Below are 21,335 nucleotides of genomic sequence, written 5' to 3' on the forward strand. Positions count from 1 at the left end.
TTTGATAGTTTTAATTTGTATCTCTGTATTCAATCTCCGCCAACACCAACTCCCACCGCTCACACCGTAACCCCTCATCCCCCTTCGCCGTCCTGACCAACACCGCCGCCACCCGCACCGTCACGATCTCCCCGACTGGCGGCTGGAACTTCGCCGCCATCCGCGCGACCACAACCCCGTGGCGATCGCCCAACTCCCAGCCCGGCTGTCCGTCGCGCCGGTTCATCGGACGCAGTTCGAGCGGATCGCCGACCTCCAGGGCCGCCAGCGCCCGATGGATCGGCGCATTCGGGGCGAATCGGCCCGGCCAGTCCAGATAGACCATCGAGGGATCGGCGACCCAGATCCGGTGATCCAGCCCTGGTTCCAACTCCGGCACCGTCGGTCGCGTGCGCAAGGCCAGCCCCTCGGTCGCGCGCACGAAGGGATGCCGCCCGTCCAGCCGCTCGCACAGCGTCAGACTGCGCCGCGCGCGGGTCATGGCCACATAGTAGAGCCGGCGTTCGTCGTCCCCGCTCGACCAGCCCCCGCCATCGAGGATGAGCACATGGTCGAACTCCAGTCCCTTGGCGCGGTGCGCGGTCATCAGCACCATCGGGCCATTGGCCCTGGACTCGGCCATCGTCCGGCCCCCGCTGCCGAACTCGTATAGCGCCTCGATCAGATCCTCGACGACGCGCCGACCTTCGGGCGCGGCTGATTCGGTCTCGGCGATGAACTGGGCCAGCGCGGCGCGAAAGGGATGCTCGATCAGTCCGTCAACCGGGAGGCCGTAACGGCGTCGGAACCAGCGCGAGAGGGTACGGGCGCGCACGAGCACCCGGCGCTTGGCCGTGCGGCGCTGTTCGCCGCGCAGCAGATCGAGCAGCCCGTGGCCTTCGCGCGTGCGATGGAGGTCCGGCTGATGGTCGTCACGCAGCAGCCGCACCGGGACACCGCGCCGTCGGCAGAGCGCGGCCAGCGGCTCCAGGTCTTTCCACTGCCGCGCGATCACCGCGAAGCGCCCCCAGCGTCCTTCGGGCGTGGTGTCCTCGACCGCATAGAGACGCTGAAGCTCGGCCAGCGCGATCTGGGCTTCGAGCCGGGGATCGGCGGAGACGTCGAGCACCTGCACCCGTCCGCCCGTGACCGGATCACGCTCTTCCAGGTCGCCGCCGGCCGGTCGCTCGCGTCGGGCGTGGTCGATGCGAATCGCTTCGTCCGTCTTCATCCGGTCGCGCGCCGGGGCGATGACGCGGTTGGAGCAGGCGATGATGTGACGGGTCGAGCGGTAGTTTTCGATCAGCTGATGGCGGCGGGCCTGGTAGTCGGTCTCGAACTGGCGGATGAAGCGCATATCGGCCCCGCCGAAGGCATAGATGTTCTGGTCGTCGTCGCCCACGGCCATCAGCGACAGGCGATCCTCTTCACTGTCGAGCGCGCGCCCGGCCACGGCGCTGATGAGGTCGTAATGCTCGCCGTTGATGTCCTGATACTCGTCGATCAGCAGGAAGCGCAGTCCGGCCAAGAGCCGATCCCGCTCGGTCGATTCGCTGACATCCTCGCGCTCGGCCTGTTTCAGCCGCGCCGTGGCCTGGCGCAGCACGGTCGTGAAGTCGATCTTCTCACCGCGTTCCAGGGCCACGGCGTAGCTGGTGCCGGTCAGGCGCATGGCCAGACCATGCACCGTCTGCACGCTGACGCCGACGGCTTCCGGCCCGACCAGCGCCCAGAGCCGGTGGCGGATCTCGGAGACCGCCGATCGGTTGTAGGCGAGCACCATGATGTCCTGCGGATGGGCCATGCCCTGGCGCAACAGCCACGCGACCCTATGCACGATCACGCGCGTCTTACCCGAGCCGGGACCGGCGAGCACCAACAGACTGCCCTCGGGCGGGGCGGCGACGATGGCTTGCTGGGCGGGGTTGCGCAGATCGACCAGGATGCGCCGATGAGCCGCTTCCGAGGTCGCGATCTCCAGGATCTCCTTGCGTCCGGCGAAATGGCGGCGGATGAACTCGCCGCGTTCCAGGCGGAAGTAATCGGCGATGAACTGCATCGCGGCCTGGACCTTGACCGCCCCGAGCCGCGCGTACTCGCCCATGACGTGCACCTGAACGATCTTGTCGCGGTAGTGCAGGTCGAGTTCGGCGTAATCGCCCTTGCTGAACTGGCGGCGGCGGGCCTCGCTGTTGAGCGTGATGTTCATCGCCGAGCGGAAGAGCGCCTTGCCGCGCGAAAGTTTGAGGACTTCGTTGGCGTCCAGATAGAGCAGGGCGGACGAGAGCGCCCGGTCCCAATCCTTGATCTCCAGATCCTGGAGCGTGAGATCCCCTTTCAAAGAGTCCTCAAGGTCACGCTGCTTGAACACCACCTGTAGGTTGTTGCCCTGGCGGACGCGATAGACATACTCGACCAGCGCCTGAGCGAAGCGTCGGCGGCGCTCGCTGATCAACTCGATCGAACTCCAGGGGCGCAGCAGTTTGATGTAGCGGTTGTCGGCCCCGGCCGGGCGCAGCTTCAGGAAGGCCCGTTGTCCGTCGCCGTCTCCGTCGCCAAAGGCTTCAGCGAAGGACTTGAGCAGGCGTGTCAGGCGCTGGGGATCGAGGTCGGTGTGCGTCTCGCGGCGCAGGGTGTCGCAGAGGCGGCGCACATTGAGGATCTGCCACCCTTCATCCTGGTCGGCGTCCGGCGCGGCCTCGCGCAACTGCGCAATCAGGGCCGTTTCCAGGCGCGTGAGTTCGTCGAGCCGGTCGCGCGTGGCCGGGTCGCGATAGAGGGTGACGCCGATCTCGGTTTCGTTGGCGAGCAGTCCCCATTGGTCGAGCTCGCGCAGCATGGCCCGGAGCCGGCGCGAATCCAGCCCGGTGGCCAGCATGAGATCGTCGGTCGAGCGGCTTTCATCGTCTCCGGCCTCGATCAGTTCGCGCAGGATGGCTTCATAGGGCGCAATCTCGGTCTGAGGGCCGAGCCGCTTGCGCAGTATCGCCACAGCCTCATCGAGGGCCGTGACCCGCAGACTGCCGGGAAAGACGCGGGTGTGGTTCTCCTGCCGCTCCAGCAGGCGCGCTTCCTCCAGCCAGGCGATGGCGATGCGGACCTTGGTGTCGGCCTGCCGGTCGTCGGCCTCGATGCGGTGTGACTCCGGGGTCTCCAGCAGGATTTCGCCCGTGGTGACGACCACCTCGCCCTCGCTGCGATCCTTGCGCTCGATGGCCCGGATGGCCTTGAGAATGGCCCGGATGTCGTTCTGGCTCAGACGCGAGCGCTTGAGCAGGTTGAACTGGATGTCGAGATCGGCATCATCGTAGAGCAGCACGCATTGGGCCGGCTCCTGATCGCGCCCGGCGCGTCCGGCCTCCTGGATGTAGTTTTCCAGCGATCCCGGCGTGTCGAGATGGATCACCAGCCGCACATCGGGTTTGTCGACGCCCATGCCGAAGGCGTTGGTCGCGGCGATCACGCGCCGACGGCCGGCGATGAAATCCTCCTGCACCGCACGCTTGATGTCGGAATCCAGGCCGCCGTGGAAGTAGGCGCAGTCGATCCCGGCTTGCGTGAGAAATTCAGCGGTTTCCTGAGCCGTCTTCTGGCGGGCGCAGAAGATGATGGCGCCGCCCTCTTCGCGCAGCGCCTCTTTCAGCCGGCGCAGCACCTCACCAAGCTTGGCTTGGGCCGGAACCGCGTGCACCTCATAGACCAGATTGTCCCGGCTCACGCCGCCTTCGAGCCGGTCGAGTTCCAGGCCCAGCCGCTCGCGGAAGTGCGCGGCGATGTCGTCGACGACATCGGGCTTGGCGGTGGCGGTGAAGCCGAAGACCGGCGAACAGCGATCCTTCTGCGTGGCCTTGATGAACTTGGAGACGTAGAGATAGTCGGGCCGGAAGTCGTGGCCCCACTTCGACAGACAGTGCGCCTCGTCGAAGATCCAGGCGGCGATCTCGCGGTGGCTGAGCGCCTGAGCGAAGGCGGTGCTACGGAATTGCTCGGGGGCGACGAAGATCAGCCCCAGATCGCCCAGCCGCAGCCGGTCGAGCATGGCGCGGCGCTCGATGGGGGTCAGCATCCCATTGAGATAGCCGGCACAGGTGAGGCCGCGCGCGATCAGGTTATCGACCTGATCCTTCATCAGCGACTGCAACGGCGAGATCACCACCGTCAGCGCGCCGGTGCGCTCGTAGCGGGCCAGGGCCGGCAGCTGGAAGCACAGCGACTTGCCCCCGCCCGTGGGCAGGATCGCCAGTGTGGGTCGTCCGCCGAAGCCGTTCTCGACGATGGCCCGTTGCAGCGAGCGTCCGTCAGGCGTCGCGGGCTTGGTGCGAAAGCGGGTGATGCCGGGGAAGTAGAGGGGCAACAGCCGGTCGAGATCATGCTGTTCGCGGCACCAGGCGCACGCGGGATCGTCACAGGGCCGATCGCGTAAGGCGGCGATGGCCTCACCGGTTTTGGGAAAGGCGTGCCGCACCCAGGACGGCAGGACTGAGTTTCCGCCCGCCACGCCGAGCCACGCCAGCGTATAGGCCAGCGGCTTGCGCCACGCGGGATCCGGGAGCCAGTCTGTAATAAGCCGGCGATGCGCCGTGAGACAGACCTGGTCCGCTGTCGCCCGTGTCCAGGCGGTCACAGTTTCCTCCAGCGATGGCGGCGCGCTGTGGCGCACGGCGCGGAAGATCCGGGCCAGACCGGCGTTTTCCTCGCCGCCCATGAGCGCGTGCAGACACAGCAGCTCGTCGGGGGATTCAGCCGCCCGCGCCTTCAGCGCCGCATACTCATCGCGGAAGAGTTGATAGGCCAGTTCCGCATCGCGCACCGGATCATTGCGCGAAGTGGTGCAGAGCCGATAGTCCTTGACCAGCTTGTGATAGGGATTGCGCGGGAAGGCGATCGGCGAGAGTTCGAGGGTGTCGATCAGCGGCAGGCGATGGAGGGCCAGATCGGGATGGAGCACGGACAGCGCCGGTTGATCGAAGGCGATGATGTTGTGACCGAGCAGGCCGGTCGCCCCGTCGGTCAGCGCATCGACCTTGGCGACCAGACTCCGATCCTGGCCGGAAAGCTTCAGTCTCGCGCCCGTGTCGGGACGGTACAGGCCGATCTCGCGCAGCTTCAGCCGGTCGTGGCGGTCGGTTTCGATATCGAGGCAGAGCAAAGCGGGTTCGGAGGGCGCGGTCGGCTCCATCCAGTCTCCTTGAGCAACGGGCAGGGTCCAGGCGATTTGTCTCAGGAATATTACAGGACGTGGCGTTGATGCGGCGATCGGGAGTACGATCCGCCGGACATCGCCCGCATCGAGGACTGCCATGAGCCAACTGTCATCCTGGTGTTCGAGACACGTCCGCGCGTGCCTGCTCTTCAGCCTGCTCGGCGGCCTGATCGCCGCTCCCGTGGCGGCTGACCAATCCACCATTCCCGGCGTCGAAGTCCAGCGGCTCGCGCGCTCCAGCCAAAGCTGGAACGGGCATCCGCTCCCGGCCTATCGACCAGAGCAACCCGAGATCACCCTTCTGCGCTTTCGCATCGCGCCGGGCGCCCGGCTGCCGCTGCATCAGCATCCGGTCATCAACGCAGGCGTGCTGCTCTCGGGTGAGCTGACCGTCGAGTCCAAGGCCGGCGAGATCCTGCACCTGAAAGCCGGCGAGGCGCTGATCGAACTGGTCGGGGAGCTGCACTTCGGCTACAACGCGGGCACCGAGCCGGTCGATCTGATCGTGTTCTATGCGGGTAACGTCGAGCAGCCGATCATGGAACTGGCCGATGGAGCGGCTGGCCATCAACACTGAGGATTCAGCCGGTCGCGCGCCTGATGGATCGTGACCGGGTTCTCGGACGCCATCGCGGCTTCGTGTGTATCCTTCCATCCGGCTCCCGCACCCCTCATCGGACGTCGTCCGGGCGCGGTTCTTACGCATGATCCGCTTGGAGGCTCCAGACATGCTCTCGATGCACCGCCACCCCATCGCTCGGCTCCTGCCGGGGTTGATTCTGGCCTTGACCGCGTTCGCGGCCACGGCCCAGCTCGATCCACCAACCTATCAGGGCGGACGTGGACAATGGCAGTGGGAGGGGAACGTCGCCAAGACCTTCTTCGACAATGGGCTGGCCATTGCGATTGCTTTTCTGCCCGATGACGACTGCGATACCGCCTACTTCGGTCTTATCGGCAACGATCAGGTCAAGTCGATGACCTTCACCATCGACCAGAGCCAATACAACACGCTCGACGTCGAAGCCATCGATGCCGGTGACGGCACGCCGCTGATCGGTTTCCCGCTCTCGGACCAGGCGCTCTACGACCTCAAGCGCGGCCAGATCCTGCGCGTGCGCACCGACCAGGGCAATCTGAACGTGGGACTCACGGGCACGGCCCTGGCGTTCAACAACGCCTACGGCAACTGTCGGCTCATGCTCCAGGAGACCACACTGCAACCGAGCCGCAGCCGTCCCAACGCCGAGCAGGCATTGGCCCCCACCAAGCCGTCGGCGCCCGACAAGCTCTCGCGCATCGACCTGGAGAACGGGACGGTGATCGTCATGTTCGCGGGCGAGTTCGAGGCTGGGGATGGGCAACGGATCATCGCGGCACTGGAGGAAACCGGCGCGTCGGCACTCGGACTCAACAGCGTCGGCGGGCTGGTCTCGGAAGCGCAGATGGTCGGCTACTATCTGCGCAGCCACAACCTCGTTACGATCGCGGGCGAGATGTGCGCCAGTGCCTGCACCTTTGCGCTGGCCGGCGGCGTGGATCGGCTGGCTATCGATGGAGCACGCATCGGCCTGCATCAGTCCTATACGCCCGGTGGTGGCGGCAGCCTGGAGGATGGTCAGCGTCTGGTCGGCAACTACATCCGCTACTTCCAGAGCATGGGGGTGGATGCCGAGGTCGTGGCGTTGGCGGCGACCATGCCCAGCGATGGTATCCGCTGGATCGATCCCGGTCGGGCGATGGAATTGAAGCTCATCGGGGCGGTTTTGCCCTGACACCACATCGGAGACCTTATCCCATGCGTAGACTGGCCCTGTCCGCCGTCCTGCTCAGCACCTGCATGATCTCGCATGCCAACAACGAGCTTTATACGACACGTTACTCAAGCTGCATGGACCAAGCGGGCGGCGTGACCGTTGAGATGCTGGACTGCATTGGCGAAGAACTGAACACGCAGGACGCGCGGCTCAACGGCGCGTATCAGAAGCTGAGGGCTCAGCTGTCGGCTGAACGCCGGAAAGCGCTTCAGTCGGCGCAGCGGTTGTGGATTCAGTATCGGGATGCGAACTGCGACTTCTACCTCGACCCCGAAGGTGGGACGCTCCATCGTGTGATGGCCGCCGACTGCGTGTTGCGGGAAACGGCCGAACGCGCGAAGGAGTTGGAAGGTCTGGCCGAAGTCTACGGTCACTGAGTGACGTGCATTTCAGCGGTCGCCGCCAACCGCTCCATCTGCCGCGCAAGCGCAATATCGCGCTCGGCGGCGCTGGGGCGTGGTGGCGACCGTGCTGCTGCTGGTCGCTATCGAATTCATGGCGGCCAGGCCAGTTTGAATCGCCCGCTCAAACCTGAGCGTAGATCGCCTGCGGTTGCTGCGCATACGCCGCCCAATAGCAATCGCCATAGGAATAGTGCCACCATTCCGAGGGCATGGGCGCAAAGCCGGCCTGGAGCATCGCCAGCAGGAGCAATCGGCGCTGTGCCTGGGCGAGCGGCGGAATCTGTTCGGACAGTAGGTGTGAGCGTTCCTCAAGCGCATTGACGCCCGATCCCATGTCGACGAGTTCCTGGTTCTGCATCAACGCCAGATCCACCGCGCCGCCGGTCAGGTGCGGCGGGATGGAGCGGTGCGGATCGGCAATGAACTGTGTGATCAGGCGATAGCGTTCGGCCGCATCCAGATCGGGGTAATCGGCTTCGCACTGCCGGGAAATGTCCTCGAACAGCTGCTGTTGCACGGCTTTCGGGCGCAGGGTTTCCAGGATGAACAGCTGATAGCCCAACAGGTGCAAGGCTTCGGCGGCCTGGAGCAACCGGAGGGCCGCACCGGCACGCATCCGGAAATCGGTCATCTGGGGCGCAAAGACCAGTCGCCGATTGGTATCGACTTCGCGCAGATCGACCAGCTGCTCACCGCCTTCGACGGTCGGGATCATGTTGGCGGCAGGTTCATCCAGGTAGGTGCGTAACCGGTCGAAGGGCGACAGGGCCAGATAGTCATCGAGTGCGTAGGCTGTTTGCATCGTTCGGATTTCCTGTGTGAACGGCGTTGTCGCCTGTCCGGCCTTCAGGCCACTGTCTCCCGATAGCCATGCTGCCGGCGTCGCTTTCCAATCGCCGCGATCTGCTTCAGTCCGGCCTCATGCGACTCGACCCATACGATGCGCTGTCCGCCCAGCTGCGAACCGATCCCTCCCCAGCACTGGAGCAACGTCCAGTCACCGAACAGGTCGCGGACCAGGACCACGCTGTAGTAACGCTGCTTCTCGGGGTGAATCCAACGGCATGGAGACGGCGCGCGATCAGAGCGGGACATGACCGGCCGGCTCGGTACCGTCTCTGCGTTCGGGCGGCTCCGCTTAGATTCCTTGGGCAATGATTGGGCATTCGACGCGACGGGTGGCACTCAGGGTTGCTCCAGGGTCAGATGGCGAACGTGCACGGCGCCCGCGCCGCCGAACTGGAGAGCCAGACGGCCGGTGCGGGGCGCTTCGGTCATCCAGTCGGCGGTCAGGGTGTCGTTGATCCAGACCCGCATCCGCTTCTCCTCGATCAGGATCTCCAGCCGGTTCCAGCGCCCGAGCGTGTCGACATGGTTCAACGGAGGACTGATCCCGACCAGCGCCCCGGTGCGCCATTCCTGTTTCGGATGCCGATCCCACAGATTGATCTCATAGCAGGCCGTCGGTGAGATCGCTTCGCCCGGCGTGCAGCCGACAAAGACACCGCTGTTGGTCTCGGGCTCGATCCAAACCTCCAGGCGCAAACGCAGTGAACCATAGAGCTCACGCGAAACCAAGTATCCAGGATCGGTAGTCGAACCCCTCGCGATCAGTTCATCGGCGGACTGCTCCCAAACCATCGGGCCTTCCGTGTCCCACACAGGCGGCTCCAATGGCGCTCCCGCGCCGCAGGTCGAATTGGACATCAGCCATAAACCGATGCAACCGGCCCTGATAGCCGCCATGCTGAAAGGATGGCTCATAATTTGGCGACCACGGACGCCATACGATCGTCGCTGACATGGGTATACATCTGCGTGGTCGCCAGATTGGCATGCCCCAGCAAGGCTTGGATGTCGATCAACTCGGCCCCCGATTCCAGTAAGCGGGTGGCATAAGTATGGCGTAGTTTGTGCGGCGTGATCTTTTTATCGAGACCAGCCTTCTTGATGATCTTGCTCAAATAGTCGCGAACCGTGCGCGGCTTTGGTGGATCGCCACCTGATTCTTTGGCGAAGATGAATTCATCACTCGGCAGATCGGAGATCCAGGCGGCGAGTTCTTCACCAAAAGCGACAGGCAATGGTACCATTCGTTCCTTATTACCCTTGCCGATCACGCGCACCGAGCGTGCGATCTGACCCGTCACACGTACATCCCGGACTCTTAAAGCGAGTGCTTCGCTAATACGTAACCCTGAATTTTGAAGTAGATCGAACAGCACCTGATAGCGCTGGCGAATAAGCATGATCGTCTCGGGCGTGTTGCCGAAAATGTTCTCGGGCAGATCGCTGATGTCCCGAAGCGCTTCTTTGAGCCGATCCTGTTCATCCCGTTCCAGCCAAATTGGAATACGTTGAGGCGTCTTCGGCTTCTCGGCCAAATAGACCGGATCAGTCTCGACAAGCTTACTCTTGAGCGCCCACTTATAAAATGTCGAGAGCGCGCTGACCCGGCGCGAAATGATATGAGGCTTGACCTTGCGCTCTCGCGTCTGGACGTTGATCCATTGCTCGACCTCGATATGCGAACATTCCCGCCAGTCGTGCTCGGATTCATCCAGCCAACGGCCCCATATCCCCAGATCGGAGTGATAGCCGTAGCAGGTACTCTCGGCGCATCCGCGTGTGTAGCGCAAGTGGCTCATGAAATCCTTGCGTACATCCCAGAACGTCTTGTCGATCATAAGGGTTCCCCGGTCGAAAAGTGACTGAAGTCAAGTCAATGTGACTGATTCTGACGACCTCCCAAGCCTAGCCGTTAATCGTCCGGATTGCGCGTCTGGATGTGAGGCGAGCGTGACTTCAGTTGACTTCAGTCAAGTCGACTTGACTTCAGTGTCCGAGTGGTTGATCAGGATTCATCGCCCCGGTTTCCAGGGGCAAATCCATCGACAGATCGGAAACGCCGATTCTCTCTCCATCGGCCCTTTGGCCTCTTGTTACAAAAAGGAGACGAATTTGGAGGCTGGCTCGATCACCTGAAATTGATATTTGTGTTGATCCGATTTGAAAGAGGTTTTCGGCTATGTGACGGCATTCGCAAAAAATAGGCTATATCATCGGGGGGCGTCTGGGGAGCGTGTTTCGGACTTTCGTCCAACCTTTCCTGAAACAAGTCGAGTGACGTTGATGGGCGAGGTTCGCGCGCCGTCCTGGACGTCGTAGACGATGGCTAAAAAAGCCCATAAAGTGTATGTTTCAAGTTGACTTAAAATAACTTAATTTAAGTTGCTGCGACTTAAAATGACTTAACTTAAGTCATTATGGCTGCGCGAGAATAGCGATTTAGCGCTTGGATTTGGACGATGCATCTGGGTTCAACTCGGGCACGAACGGAGCGGCCGGCAGCGTCAGACCTTGCCTCTGCCTTGGTCAGCATCACAAATTGAGTTTGAGAGCAGTCGCACGGTTGTGACCAAAGCGTTATCCTGTGGCGCTGACTCAGCGCTATTCACAGGCTGACGTCATCGGCTGGTCTCAAGCAGCGGTATGGAATGCGATGTCGGATCAGCATGATTGCTGCGAAGCGTCTAAACTCGGAGTTCTCTATCGGCCATGTTGGCTTTCGACCTCGATGGGAGCGCATGATGGAAACACAAGTCAACCCAACACAGCCTACCACGGAACGCATGACTTCCGGCGAAAACCTTGCCATCGATCCGGAGAAACTGCGCGCTTTTACCGCTGGAGCCAAATATCGTACCAGTAATGACAGAATGCCATGGTCGCGATTCGATCAGGACGATGTTGCGAGATACAATGTCTCGCTGCGATTGAACGACTATTATTTGTCGATGCTGCGCTACATATCCAAACAGCACGGCGTCAGTCAGCAAAAATTCATGGCCAATGTCATACTGCCGGCACTCGAAAACGAATGGGACAATCTCAAGGGCGGCGGCTTATCCTGAATGTCAGGATGAGCGGTTTTCCTGTTTACTGAATCGATGATGTCAGGGTAGCCCTGTGGCTGACAGGGGCGATGCGTCAGCCCGATTGATTTGGACGCCCACCCGCCCCCTGATAGCCACGGACCTCGATGCTGCATCCGAAGCCGCGTGACGGCTCGCCCTGGTACATCGTCGCCATCAGCCTGTTCCCCCTGAGCCCTACGCGCGGCGCTGAAGCCGGATCGCCACCGCCTGGTCGACCCTATCCGCTAGGGGTCATGAGTCCCGTTTTTCGCGCGTGCTCGCCAACGCGCGCTCCCTATCCCACTGATCTGAAATCAGATAGAATGACTTGCATCAAGTCAAGTCAACTTGACTTAAAGTAAGTCAAGTTGACTTGCCGTTTATAACCAACGGAAAAATATATGATTTTACTTCTTGGTGGCGAGAAGGGCGGCACGGGCAAGAGCACGCTGGCCGTTAACCTGGCGGTCTGGCTGGCGACCAAGGGTGTCGATGTCATGCTGGTTGACACGGATCACCAGCGCACGGCCAGCAACTTCATCGATCGGCGCAACAGCCAAAACGACCTGCCACGCATCCACTGTGTCGAGAAATACGGCAATGTTCTGGACGCTGTTCGTGATCTTGCCGGGCGCTATGACGAGGTCATCGTCGATGCAGGCGGACGGGATTCGGAGGAATTGCGCAGCGCCCTGGTGGCAGCGAATCTGGTCTGTTGCCCGCTCAAAGCCAGCCAGCCCGACATCGAGACCACGGTCCACATGAACGAGCTGGTGAAGCTTGCGCGCGCGCTGAACCCGATCCTACAGGCGCGGCTGGTGATCTCGATGGCGTCGACCAACCCGGTCGTTCAGGAAGCGCTCGAGGCGCGCGAGATCCTGAAGGAACTGCCCGAGTTCGTGCAGTCCGACGTTTCGATCTTCGAGCGCAAGATCTATCGTGATGCGATGGTCGAAGGCCGGGGCGTCATCGAGATGGGTAATGAAAAGGCTACGGCTGAGATCACAGCACTGGCCCACGAGATCTACGGAGACATTCGATGAGCAAATTCCAACTACCGACCCAACTCAAGTCTGTACCCCAGCAGGAGTTGCCGCCGGTCGATCCCGACGCACTGCGCCAGTTCACCGCCGGCGCCAAGGATCATCGCGCGGGTCAGGACGCGCTTCCGTGGGAGAAGTTCGACCCGGAAGAACAACCCAAATACAACGTATCGGTTCGGCTGAACGATTACCACATGGCCATGCTCAGGTATCTGGCAAAACAGATGGATGTCAGCCAACAAAAGGTGATGAACAGGATCCTGCGTCCTCAGATCGAGGAAAAGGCGCGGGAACTGAGTTCTGGAAAATAGGAGGGCGACATGGAGAGCCGCGAACAGGATCGTTGGTTCGGCGCGGGTTGGGCCGTCTACAAGGGCAGCATGGGCGATGACTGCTTTCCTCCCCTCAACGATATCGATGCCCAGCGCGCCTGGCTCGGCGGATTCGGTGCGGCTTGGGTCGAATATTCGGACGCAGACGGTTCAGCCTCGATTCTTATCGGCGACGGCATGGGCGGCGAATCGCTCCATGACGCCTTGGCCTCCGCTTTGAAGGGACACTCTGTGCTGCTGCAACAACTTCTAGCCCATCGCGATGGGTGGAGTAACCGGACGGTTCATTGATTGATCGGACAAAGGACTTGGCATTGATGAAGAAACATAATCTGGTCCTTGATGTCGAGAACATTGAGCGCCGGATCGCTGAAAAATTTCCCCAATTCACGCTGGATCGTGAAAGCTATTCGCAGACATGCCAGGATGCAAACTGGCATTGCACTCGCCATGACGTTGACTTCACGGTGTCTGCCCGCAATATGCTTCATGGCACGCTGGCTGGAATATGCACACAGTGCCGAACCGAAATCTTGAGTGACCGTCTCCGTGCCAAGCGATCGCTGATCGCCACCGATGAACGACTGCGGTTGTACGAAGCACAGTGCGAGGCGCAGGATCTCGACGTGATCAGGCGTTGGCGTGATGGTGCAAAGTACCAAGAGATCGCCGACGAATTTCGCTCGACCAAGAATCAGGTGGCTTATCAGATTGAGCGATTCCGCTGTTGGATCAGCACACATTCGACTTCGGAGCCGTCTTCGCCAGTGGAGATTGGGCGCCGACTGAACCGATCAATCGGAGCTCGTATCCGCACGAGACGCAAGCAACTCGGTTTGTCGCTGCGCAAGCTCTCCGAGCGCATTGACGGAGCCATTTCCTCGGTGGCGCTCAACAATTACGAGATCGGTCTGCGCCGCCCTGGAATCGAAGAGGTGATGCAACTGAGCGCGATCTTCGAGGTCTCGCCGGCATGGTTGCTGTGCATCGATGACCGACCGCCGCCGGATGAGCACGAGCGCGAGCTGATTCGCCACTTCAGGCGAACTGATGAGCGGGGCCGGGGGTTGATTTTTCAGTTATCGGCCGCCTTGGCTTCGAATACGCGCGAGCAAACCTCTGATGTCTCAGATCCCTGAGTTGATTGGCGGGTTTGGTGCCGGTGCCGCCATCCTCGATAGCGTGACCGATGATCCCGTCTTCTTCCCGCCGCTCGCTGACGAGTCGGCTCCAGCCGATACGCCGATCGAGAATGAGGGGCTCGGGCAGGATGGTAAATTCCTGACCAATCTAACAGCGGGCCGCGCCACTGAAGATTCTTTCACTGCATCGAGTGGCCTGGATGCGAAGTTATCGACAGATTCTGTGGATAGATGATTTTCGTCCGGGTGGAATCGACGTCCGAGTGATGCCGGCTTCCATCAGCCTCATCACGGCCAGCGGACTGCTGTCGCTCCCGGCCGCGAACTCCCAGGTATCCTGAAGCCGTATCCATCCATGGAGCGCACGCCGCTCCCGGCGGCGGGCAGGTTGCACCCAGCCGTAGCGTCCTACCAGCATGCCGGAGCCGCAAATAGCGCGGCACCGGCACGCACAAGCCTCAGCGCGATCTTCAAGCTCGGGTTTTGACTGCGCCCGCCCGACAACCGGCAAACAGCGCCGGATGCCGGACGGGCGCAGTCGAGTCTCATGTGGGGAGCGCCCCGCCCCCCTGAAGGTCGCTACGCTCCAAGGTGGGGCTGCCGTGCCGGGGTCGCGTCCGGCTGACGCCGTTCGCTCCTTTCCCGGCACGGCAGCCCGTTTGATCAGATACCCACCCGCCCGCCCTGTTGCCACGGCTGGAGATTTTGATGGCGGTGATCGAGACGATGTACCGGCCTGAGCGTCCCGCAAACAGCGCGGCACGCTCAGGCGGCGAGTGCATCAGTGACGGCAAGGTCCAGGCGTTGTGGGGCTATCGTGGCGGGAGCGCGCCACGCCAGCCCGATTGATTACAAGCCCTTCGGGGGTCGCTGCGCTCCAAGGTCACGACCTTTGATGACGGTTCTTTCAGCCTCATTGCGTTCCCTTCCGCGTCCGCGCGCCATAGCGTATTGGCCCATGCAACCTCATCCCGCGCGCGGCGTGCTCGCCCTCTGCCCCGCGTGGTATGCATCGCCAAGCAGCACTCTGCAAGCTCCTTCCAACAGCTGGCTCATCGTTTCCTGATGGGCGGGGCAACCGGGCGCCGCGCTTTCCAGTTTCAGTATCACCTTCCTCTGCAAGTTCCTTCCGGCGGCCAGTTCATCGCGTCCTGATAGGCGCGGACGCACCACCGGTCACGGCTGAAGATTCGATAGGGCGTACCAACAGAAAGCTCGCGGTTAGCCTGCCGGCCTCATTCCGGCAGTTGGCTCCTCAAACAGGTCGCCAAGGGGGCGTGTCAGCTTGTTGTCGGGCCTCGTGCCAGCGCGTCCTTTCGCGCATCGGCCTTGGTGGCCCCGTTGGGCTGGCCGGGTCTGGCTGGTCTCGGTGTCCGGCGGGGTGGCTCGCCGTGGTCTGGTCGGTCTGGCTTCCTCTTCCTTTTTGTGTTCTTTTTTCTCCTTTCTCGTTGTTTTTCTTGCTTTTTCTTTCTTTTTGTGTTCAAATTGTGGTGTGCGCTGGGGGGTGGTCTCCCGGCTCTGGCCTTCGGGGGGTGTCCCGTGTCTTCCCTGCCTCTGCCTTCCTTTGCTGGTCCTTCGTCCGTCGTTTGCTCCCGCGCGCTGGTGTGCCGTGGTGCCGGTCTTGGTGGTCGGCCCGGCTCCGCTCCGTGGTGGCGTGTGCTGGTCGGCTCCGCCTTGGCGTCCGGGTGCCGTCGCTGGCGGGTCCGTGCTTCCTCGCGCTCCTTCTCCGGTGCTGTGGTCGTGGTTGGCTTCGCCGAGCCTGGCCCGGCTGCTGTGTTCGCGTCCGCGTGGGGTTGGTGGGTCGGCGTGTCGCTGGCCGTGCGCCGCTTCCGTGGGGTGTCCGGCGCGGTCTGGGGCGTCTCGGTGCCGGTCGCCGTGCCGCCGTCGCTTCGGCTCGCGCCGCCGTTGCCCGTCGCGCCCGTCGCCGGCTGGTTCCGCTCGCGCTAGTCGGTCGGTTCCCAGGGCGTCCCTTGGGGGTCGCCCTTTCTCCCTGGGGGTGTCCCGTGTCCCAGCTGTCCCTGTTCCCATCCCTGTCCCCTTCGGTCCCTCCTGTTTGGGCATTCGGCGGCGCGCGCTCGTTGTCGCCCTCGGCGTCTGCGCTGGCGTCCTCGGTCGCGTTGGCCGTGTTGCGGTCAGGTGCCGGCTTGTCTGTCGGGTGCTGTGTCGGGGCGGATTCGGTCGTGCTTGCGGCGGCCGTCTCGGCTGGTCTGGCTCCCCGTCTCTCGGTTTTTTCCGCCTTTGGCCCGTTGGGTTCCGGTTCGCCCGCCGGTGTTTGCTCTCTGTCAGCTGTCGCCCAGGTGCGCCGCGCCGTCCTGTCGGGCGCCTCGCTTCGGTCTTGGGCGGGTGGCGGCCCGTCCGTGCCCCTCTCTGTCCGGCTCGCCGCGCGCACTGGCGCCGTTGGTGCCGCCGCTTCGTCCGGTGCTGTGGTGTTCCTGTCCGCCAGCTCGCGCGGTTCGCTTTCCCTCGCGCGCTCCGTCGCCGCGCGCGGTCTGCCCGTGGTCGCGTTCCCCTCTTCCCCCGGCGCTTCCCTGCCTCTTCTGTCCCCGCGCGGTCGCTGGCTTCCGCTCGCCTCCGCTCCCGCCTCCCTCTCGCTTTTTCATTCCTTCCCCGGCTTTTTTTGGGAATAAAATATTCACTTTTTACCTTGAAATATTCCCTATAGGTAATAAAATATTACCAAGGAGCATCATAAAAAGGATTATCGCGGACTTCCCGAGACGGCCTCGGGATCACGCGCTGGGCTAGCGGCTACCGCGCAAGCGACCCCCCAGTTACCAATCAACCCTTTTTCTATGAGGTAAGCGCAATGAGCAAGCAGCCGTATTTCATAACGGAGATTGACACGCGCGTATCCGGTATTCCTTGCCTGATCGGCGTTGAGAGCTACAGCCATTACAGCCCAGATCCAAATGCCATTTGGTCGGACTGGGATTATCTCGGTCACACCGAATCGGACTGGCGCATTCTCGACCGTCGCGGACGGATCGCCGAATGGCTGGAGTGCAAGATGACCGCGCATGACAAGGCGCGTATCGAGCATGAGATCGACAGCTACATGGAGAGAGAAGCAAAGGATCGGCGCACAGAGTCGGCGATCATGCGGTACTTGGATCGCCGATGCTGGTAACAGAAAACGGCTTGCCGGATGGCACTCCGACAAGCCGCCAAACCCTCACGCTTTGGAACGGACAATGAGGTGTTTCAAGTGTACGACGAAAGCCAGTTTGACATCAACCGCCCCGATTCTTCTTTCGATGATTGGTGGATGAGCCTGGACGACTGGGTTGAATCTCCCGCCGGTCTGGCGTGGCTGGCCACGATGGAGGATGCCGAGTCGATGCGCCGCGATGCGGATTTGAGTGGCAGCCGCCCCGGTCTTGGATCAACTTGGGAGGGGTTTTGAATGATCAATCAGATCATGCCATCGAAAGATGGTCACGAGTTTGGCGCGACAATCACCCGCCAGGGCCAGCTACACATCAAGCGCTGCAACGGTTATTACCCGCTCGACAGTATTGAGATGCCGCTTGACGTTGCACAGCAGCTTTACGAGTTTCTGGCTCGCGAATTCGGGCCGCAGTCGTTCGACGAAGCCCGTGAAGCGCTCCATCGCGTCTTCCCCGGCAGCGCCGCCTAACCACTGACAAACGCCCGGACCGGTGCCGGGCAGGAGCAAAGCATGAACGAATTAAGCCCGCTTGAAAAAGCCCTTGAGAATGACGCGCTTTGGCTGGAAGACGCGCGCGGCGGACGTTTCAGCCGTTATGCAATCGGCGATCAAAGCCAGGAAGAAGGCCGATCCGCCTGGTTCTGCAACGACTGCGGAGCCGAGATCGACGACCTCAATGAGGGGTGCGATGAGTGCGGAACCGGCCAACCTGACCCGGACGAGGAATAAATCCACCAACGCACGGCTTCGAGCCGGGCAGGAGCGCGCAATGTACGTTTATATCCAAACCGAGCCTGGTTTATGGCATCGCATTACACGCAAGTCTGTAAGTCACTGATTTTTTATAGAGCACGCTCCAGGCTGTGTTTTATGAAATTCAACGACTTACAGAGATGTGTAGAATGCGATGGGTTTATGGACCGTCGGATTTTTTGATCCGGACGGCAAATGGCACACCGACAGCGATCATGGGGATCGCGAAAGCGCCGCACGCCGAGTGGCGTTTTTGAATGGCTCAAATATCAGTTTTGCGGAGTGATCCTGCAAACGAAACAGACCCGGAACAACGCCGGGTTTTTATTAGAGGAATCAGAGATGCGCAAACCCAAACCGATACGGCAGAGACTAGTTACGATCGCTGTACCCGCTCAGTTTGAAAACACGTTTCAGCAAATGTCAGAGCGTGCGCTGAAAGCCATTTCAATCGGATTCATCTTCGATGATCGGTCCCTTACCCGTGAGCAATATTCGGCATTGCGGAGAACGGCCCGGCTGGTTTGGCATTGGCAAGGCATGAACGATAGCGCGCCCCTATGTCTGCGCGCATTCATCAAGCGCCTGAATCCAGCTGGCGAATGGGATCTAGACCCGCGTTCTGTCCGGCTACGGCGGAAAATTCGAGCACTGGAGATCGAAAGCAACCCGGATTTAGATGACATTCCCTTTTGAAGTCGACGAAATACGACGCGCGGTTTACTGCGCGTTGTGATTGATAACCGCTTCCGACCGGCCCAGCGCCGGGCATGGAGGATGTGTGGAATACGTATAGCACTCTATTGAAACCACGCCGCCGGATGTCGACATTCTGGTGTTTTTCCAGATTTCGGGGTCCACCAGGTTGCCTGGGACTCGGAAGAAGAATCACGGGTCATCGATGACGGCAAATTCGGCCCGTTTGCATTGCGCCGCTGGAAAGCGCCGCCGACGCACTGGACGCCGCTCCCGGAACCGCCCGTTCAGGACGCACGGGAGGACTGATTTCAAAAGCCGGCCGGCGGGAGCCGATGCATAGAGACCGCCACGAAGGAACTCCCGGCTACGCGCCGGGAGGCCACAGATCGAGCCGCGACGCGAACGCGCGATGCTCAGGAACCGAGGACGCCCCGGATCGCCAGCAGGATCTGGATGTAGCCCGCCTTGTCGATCTCGCGCGGAAGCGCGATCGAGCACAGCATCCGCCACTCCTGAAGCGTGATCTTCAGAGCATTGATCGTGGGGTCTTCAGCGAGTGCGCGCAGTCCCGAAGGCAGGTTGGGATCGAGCAGCAGGGCGATGATTTCCGCCGGCGTCTTGGATCCCGAAGACTCATCGCCTGATCCCTCGATCGTTGAACCGAGCAAATGCGACTCCGTGACCTCATAAAGTTTAGCGAGCTTCTGAAGCAGTTCGACGCTGGGCGTTTTATCGCCGGACTCCAGCTTCGAGACGAACCCCTGGGAAAGGTCGAGCGCAGTCGCCACCTGAGCCTGAGACAGGTCACGAGCGATTCGGGCGGATTTCAGTCGAGCGTGTAACATTGGGGGTTTTCCGGCTGGATCTGGTATCAGTCTAGCATCAGAATAATCCCTATAGGTCATAAATTATTCCCTTGGAGACGCTGATGAATGTTCAGGACAAGGAGCGCGATCGAGCGCAACGTGACATCCGGGCCGAGATCCTGCGCTATCTCAAGAGCGATGGCCGGGTGGCCTGGGCGGCTGGAGTCCATGTTCGCGCCTTTCGGGGATGCTCGGATATCCTCGGGCAGCTGGAGACGGGCCATTTCATGGCGGTGAAGGTGAAGCGCCTGGGCGAGCCGCTTGGTTCTGGACACGCGGCTTTTCTCGATCAGGTCGGTACGGCCGGTGGCTTGGGGATTCTCGCGCATGGCATTGAGGACGTGCGGCAGGCGCTGGAGGCGTTTCACGGGCAGATGGAACCTGTGTCGGAAGACGCGCTCATGGCATTCGAGCCGGAGACAGTTCTCCTGATGTCGGAAGTCAGCATCAATCCGACGCGCTACGAATACGGGCGAGGCTGAGGTCTGTTGCAGGCTTCTTGTCTGGGTTGGATCGACGTCCGGGTGATGCCGGCTTCTCTGCATTCCTGAGAGCCCATCACTGACAGCGGGCTGCTGCCGCCACCAGCCGCGAGATCCCAGGTATCCTGAGACGGTGTCCATCCATGGAGGGCTCGCCGCTCCCGGCGGCGAGCAGGACGCTCCCAGTCGCACCCTCCTACCGGCGCAACGGAGCCGCCAACGACGCGGCACCGTTGCGCATGAGCCGATCAGGATCGTCGAGGGCGTGACCGGCCCCGCTGACGCGGAGCCGGGGTGGAGGCGCCATCCATGGCGCGACCGATCTTCGGCTCCTGCCTTTGTGCCATGGCTGAAGATTCGGATGGCGGTGATCGAGACGGCGTACCGGCCCGAACGCCCCGCGCCAACGACGCGCGGAGCGTTCGGACAGCGAGCACATCAGAGACGGCGAGCACTCAGGCGTTGAGGGGCCGACGGCTCCAGGGCGCGACCGGCAAACAGCGCCGGTTGCTCCTTCCCTACACCGTCAGCCCCGGTTTTCATAGACCCTTCGGGGGTCGCTGCGCTCCAAGGTCACGACCTTTGATGACGGTTCTTTCAGCCTCATTGCGTTCCCTTCCGCGTCCGCGCGCCATAGCGTATTGGCCCATGCAACCTCATCCCGCGCGCGGCGTGCTCGCCCTCTGCCCCGCGTGGTATGCATCGCCAAGCGGTCTTCTGCAAGTTCCTACCGGCTGCCGGTTCATCGCCTTCTGATGGGCGGGGCAACCGGGGGCCGCGCTTTCCAATTTCAGTGTCACCTCCCTCTGCAAGCTCCTACCGGCTGCAAGTTCATCGCTTCCTGATGGGCGCGGACGCACCACCGGTCACGGCTGGGGATTTGATAGGGCGTGCCAACAGAAAGCGCGCAGTGACTCTGCCACCTCATTCCGGCTGCTAGCTCCGCAAATTAGTCACCAAGGCGGGGGTTCGGCCTGTGCTTGGGTGTCGTGCCAGCGCGTCCTTTCGCGCACCGGCCTTGGTGGTCTCAGTGGTTTGGTCGGTCTGGCTCCGGCTGGTCGGCAAGGCCAAGCGGCATCAAATCTATCTTTTAGTGTAAATCACACTTCCAGCGCCCTCTTCTTATCCTCGCTTTGTTGTCTGCTTTCTGTCCTACTTCAGCCACTAGCCAGCGCCAACAGCCGCTGTTTTTTCGCCTTTTTGCCTTGAAAATAATCGTATTAGTTATATAATAATCATAAGAGTTTTATTTTAGGAGTGTGTCATGGCCCCGACCCTCTCCCGCTTCTTCTCAGTCGCTGCCCGATTTTGCGGTCTTTTTGTGTTTAATATGCGTGCAAAAGGTTCGGTTTGGGCCTGGCGTACCGAGATTCGCCCCGGCAAGACTTTCGCGGTTTACCAGTCTGGCCCGCTGGCGGCTCGCATTCCTCCTTATGCCGTCAAGGTCTGGCTTCCGGCTGGTCTGTCGTCATCTGCCGCGCGCGATCAGCTCCGCGCCGCTTTCTTCCATCTGACTTGGTGAGGTTCGT

23 protein-coding genes are annotated in these 21,335 nt (G+C 61.6%); 17 read left to right on the forward strand and 6 right to left on the reverse strand.

Annotated features, from left to right (window positions below; genetic code table 11):
• Positions 1 to 10 precede the first annotated feature (10 nt).
• The gene (locus ALVIN_RS15835; RefSeq protein WP_223295316.1) at positions 11 to 5,281 is read right to left on the reverse strand and encodes a RecQ family ATP-dependent DNA helicase; all 5,271 of its coding nucleotides are present in this window, start codon (positions 5,279 to 5,281) and stop codon (positions 11 to 13) included.
• Between ALVIN_RS15835 and ALVIN_RS15840 the strand changes: the two genes are divergently transcribed.
• From ALVIN_RS15840 to ALVIN_RS15850, 3 genes are all read left to right on the forward strand, one after another.
• Complete coding sequence (locus ALVIN_RS15840) at positions 5,280 to 5,759, forward strand: cupin domain-containing protein (protein WP_012972341.1); 480 nt, start codon at positions 5,280 to 5,282, stop codon at positions 5,757 to 5,759. The genes ALVIN_RS15835 and ALVIN_RS15840 overlap by 2 nt on opposite strands.
• Before the next feature lie 151 nt (positions 5,760 to 5,910).
• The gene (locus ALVIN_RS16760) at positions 5,911 to 6,957 is read left to right on the forward strand and encodes a COG3904 family protein (protein ID WP_012972342.1); all 1,047 of its coding nucleotides are present in this window, start codon (positions 5,911 to 5,913) and stop codon (positions 6,955 to 6,957) included.
• 23 nt (positions 6,958 to 6,980) lie between these two features.
• The gene (locus ALVIN_RS15850; RefSeq protein ID WP_012972343.1) at positions 6,981 to 7,376 is read left to right on the forward strand and encodes a lysozyme inhibitor LprI family protein; all 396 of its coding nucleotides are present in this window, start codon (positions 6,981 to 6,983) and stop codon (positions 7,374 to 7,376) included.
• A gap of 148 nt (positions 7,377 to 7,524) precedes the next feature.
• Here ALVIN_RS15850 and ALVIN_RS15855 read toward each other — a convergent pair whose 3' ends face one another.
• The 4 genes from ALVIN_RS15855 to ALVIN_RS15870 all read right to left on the reverse strand — a co-directional run bounded on the left by ALVIN_RS15855 (position 7,525) and on the right by ALVIN_RS15870 (position 10,090).
• The gene (locus tag ALVIN_RS15855; protein WP_012972344.1) at positions 7,525 to 8,205 is read right to left on the reverse strand and encodes a M15 family metallopeptidase; all 681 of its coding nucleotides are present in this window, start codon (positions 8,203 to 8,205) and stop codon (positions 7,525 to 7,527) included.
• 44 nt (positions 8,206 to 8,249) lie between these two features.
• Positions 8,250 to 8,498 (reverse strand): WGR domain-containing protein, encoded by a 249-nt coding sequence (locus ALVIN_RS15860; RefSeq protein ID WP_012972345.1) that lies wholly within the window; start codon positions 8,496 to 8,498, stop codon positions 8,250 to 8,252.
• 90 nt (positions 8,499 to 8,588) lie between these two features.
• Positions 8,589 to 9,167: a 3-keto-disaccharide hydrolase gene (locus ALVIN_RS15865; RefSeq protein ID WP_148217637.1), complete on the reverse strand. Its 579-nt coding sequence runs from the start codon at positions 9,165 to 9,167 to the stop codon at positions 8,589 to 8,591.
• Complete coding sequence (locus tag ALVIN_RS15870) at positions 9,164 to 10,090, reverse strand: tyrosine-type recombinase/integrase (protein ID WP_012972347.1); 927 nt, start codon at positions 10,088 to 10,090, stop codon at positions 9,164 to 9,166. Before ALVIN_RS15870 ends, ALVIN_RS15865 begins: the two co-directional genes overlap by 4 nt.
• 900 nt (positions 10,091 to 10,990) lie before the next feature.
• Between ALVIN_RS15870 and ALVIN_RS15875 the strand changes: the two genes are divergently transcribed.
• From ALVIN_RS15875 to ALVIN_RS17710, 12 genes are all read left to right on the forward strand, one after another.
• Positions 10,991 to 11,317 (forward strand): hypothetical protein, encoded by a 327-nt coding sequence (locus tag ALVIN_RS15875; protein ID WP_043796458.1) that lies wholly within the window; start codon positions 10,991 to 10,993, stop codon positions 11,315 to 11,317.
• A gap of 404 nt (positions 11,318 to 11,721) precedes the next feature.
• On the forward strand, positions 11,722 to 12,363 hold the full coding sequence (locus ALVIN_RS15880; RefSeq protein WP_012972349.1) for a division plane positioning ATPase MipZ: 642 nt from the start codon (positions 11,722 to 11,724) through the stop codon (positions 12,361 to 12,363).
• Positions 12,360 to 12,674, forward strand: coding sequence for a hypothetical protein (locus tag ALVIN_RS15885; protein WP_012972350.1), 315 nt, complete (start codon positions 12,360 to 12,362; stop codon positions 12,672 to 12,674). Before ALVIN_RS15880 ends, ALVIN_RS15885 begins: the two co-directional genes overlap by 4 nt.
• Before the next feature lie 9 nt (positions 12,675 to 12,683).
• Positions 12,684 to 12,986, forward strand: coding sequence for a hypothetical protein (locus ALVIN_RS15890; protein WP_012972351.1), 303 nt, complete (start codon positions 12,684 to 12,686; stop codon positions 12,984 to 12,986).
• Between the two features lie 26 nt (positions 12,987 to 13,012).
• Entirely contained in the window at positions 13,013 to 13,834 is an 822-nt protein-coding gene (locus tag ALVIN_RS16765) for a helix-turn-helix domain-containing protein (protein ID WP_012972352.1), read from the forward strand.
• A complete protein-coding gene (locus ALVIN_RS15900; protein ID WP_012972353.1) occupies positions 13,818 to 14,072 on the forward strand; it encodes a hypothetical protein in 255 nt (84 codons plus the stop codon). The genes ALVIN_RS16765 and ALVIN_RS15900 overlap by 17 nt, the downstream gene beginning before the upstream one ends.
• A 473-nt stretch (positions 14,073 to 14,545) precedes the next feature.
• Positions 14,546 to 14,686, forward strand: coding sequence for a hypothetical protein (locus ALVIN_RS17855; RefSeq protein WP_012972354.1), 141 nt, complete (start codon positions 14,546 to 14,548; stop codon positions 14,684 to 14,686).
• A gap of 1,957 nt (positions 14,687 to 16,643) precedes the next feature.
• Positions 16,644 to 16,964 carry a hypothetical protein gene (locus ALVIN_RS15910; RefSeq protein ID WP_012972356.1) on the forward strand — a complete coding sequence of 107 codons (321 nt, stop codon included), beginning with the start codon at positions 16,644 to 16,646 and terminating at the stop codon, positions 16,962 to 16,964.
• Positions 16,965 to 17,042: 78 nt separating this feature from the next.
• Entirely contained in the window at positions 17,043 to 17,240 is a 198-nt protein-coding gene (locus ALVIN_RS15915) for a hypothetical protein (protein ID WP_190275544.1), read from the forward strand.
• On the forward strand, positions 17,241 to 17,474 hold the full coding sequence (locus ALVIN_RS15920) for a hypothetical protein (RefSeq protein ID WP_012972358.1): 234 nt from the start codon (positions 17,241 to 17,243) through the stop codon (positions 17,472 to 17,474).
• Positions 17,475 to 17,516: 42 nt separating this feature from the next.
• Positions 17,517 to 17,735, forward strand: coding sequence for a hypothetical protein (locus ALVIN_RS17705; protein WP_148217638.1), 219 nt, complete (start codon positions 17,517 to 17,519; stop codon positions 17,733 to 17,735).
• 219 nt (positions 17,736 to 17,954) lie between these two features.
• The gene (locus tag ALVIN_RS17710) at positions 17,955 to 18,455 is read left to right on the forward strand and encodes a hypothetical protein (RefSeq protein WP_190275545.1); all 501 of its coding nucleotides are present in this window, start codon (positions 17,955 to 17,957) and stop codon (positions 18,453 to 18,455) included.
• Between the two features lie 416 nt (positions 18,456 to 18,871).
• Here the strand turns inward: ALVIN_RS17710 and ALVIN_RS17330 are convergent, their stop codons facing one another.
• Entirely contained in the window at positions 18,872 to 19,363 is a 492-nt protein-coding gene (locus tag ALVIN_RS17330; RefSeq protein ID WP_148217640.1) for a helix-turn-helix domain-containing protein, read from the reverse strand.
• A gap of 11 nt (positions 19,364 to 19,374) precedes the next feature.
• Here ALVIN_RS17330 and ALVIN_RS15935 point away from each other — a divergent pair, with 11 nt between their 5' ends.
• Both ALVIN_RS15935 and ALVIN_RS17335 read left to right on the forward strand, forming a co-directional pair.
• Positions 19,375 to 19,806: a hypothetical protein gene (locus ALVIN_RS15935; protein WP_043796462.1), complete on the forward strand. Its 432-nt coding sequence runs from the start codon at positions 19,375 to 19,377 to the stop codon at positions 19,804 to 19,806.
• A 1,264-nt stretch (positions 19,807 to 21,070) separates the two neighbouring features.
• On the forward strand, positions 21,071 to 21,328 hold the full coding sequence (locus ALVIN_RS17335) for a hypothetical protein (protein ID WP_012972362.1): 258 nt from the start codon (positions 21,071 to 21,073) through the stop codon (positions 21,326 to 21,328).
• The last annotated feature ends 7 nt before the right edge of the window (positions 21,329 to 21,335 follow it).

The sequence above is a fragment of the Allochromatium vinosum DSM 180 genome, assembly GCF_000025485.1.
Lineage (GTDB): Bacteria > Pseudomonadota > Gammaproteobacteria > Chromatiales > Chromatiaceae > Thermochromatium > Thermochromatium vinosum.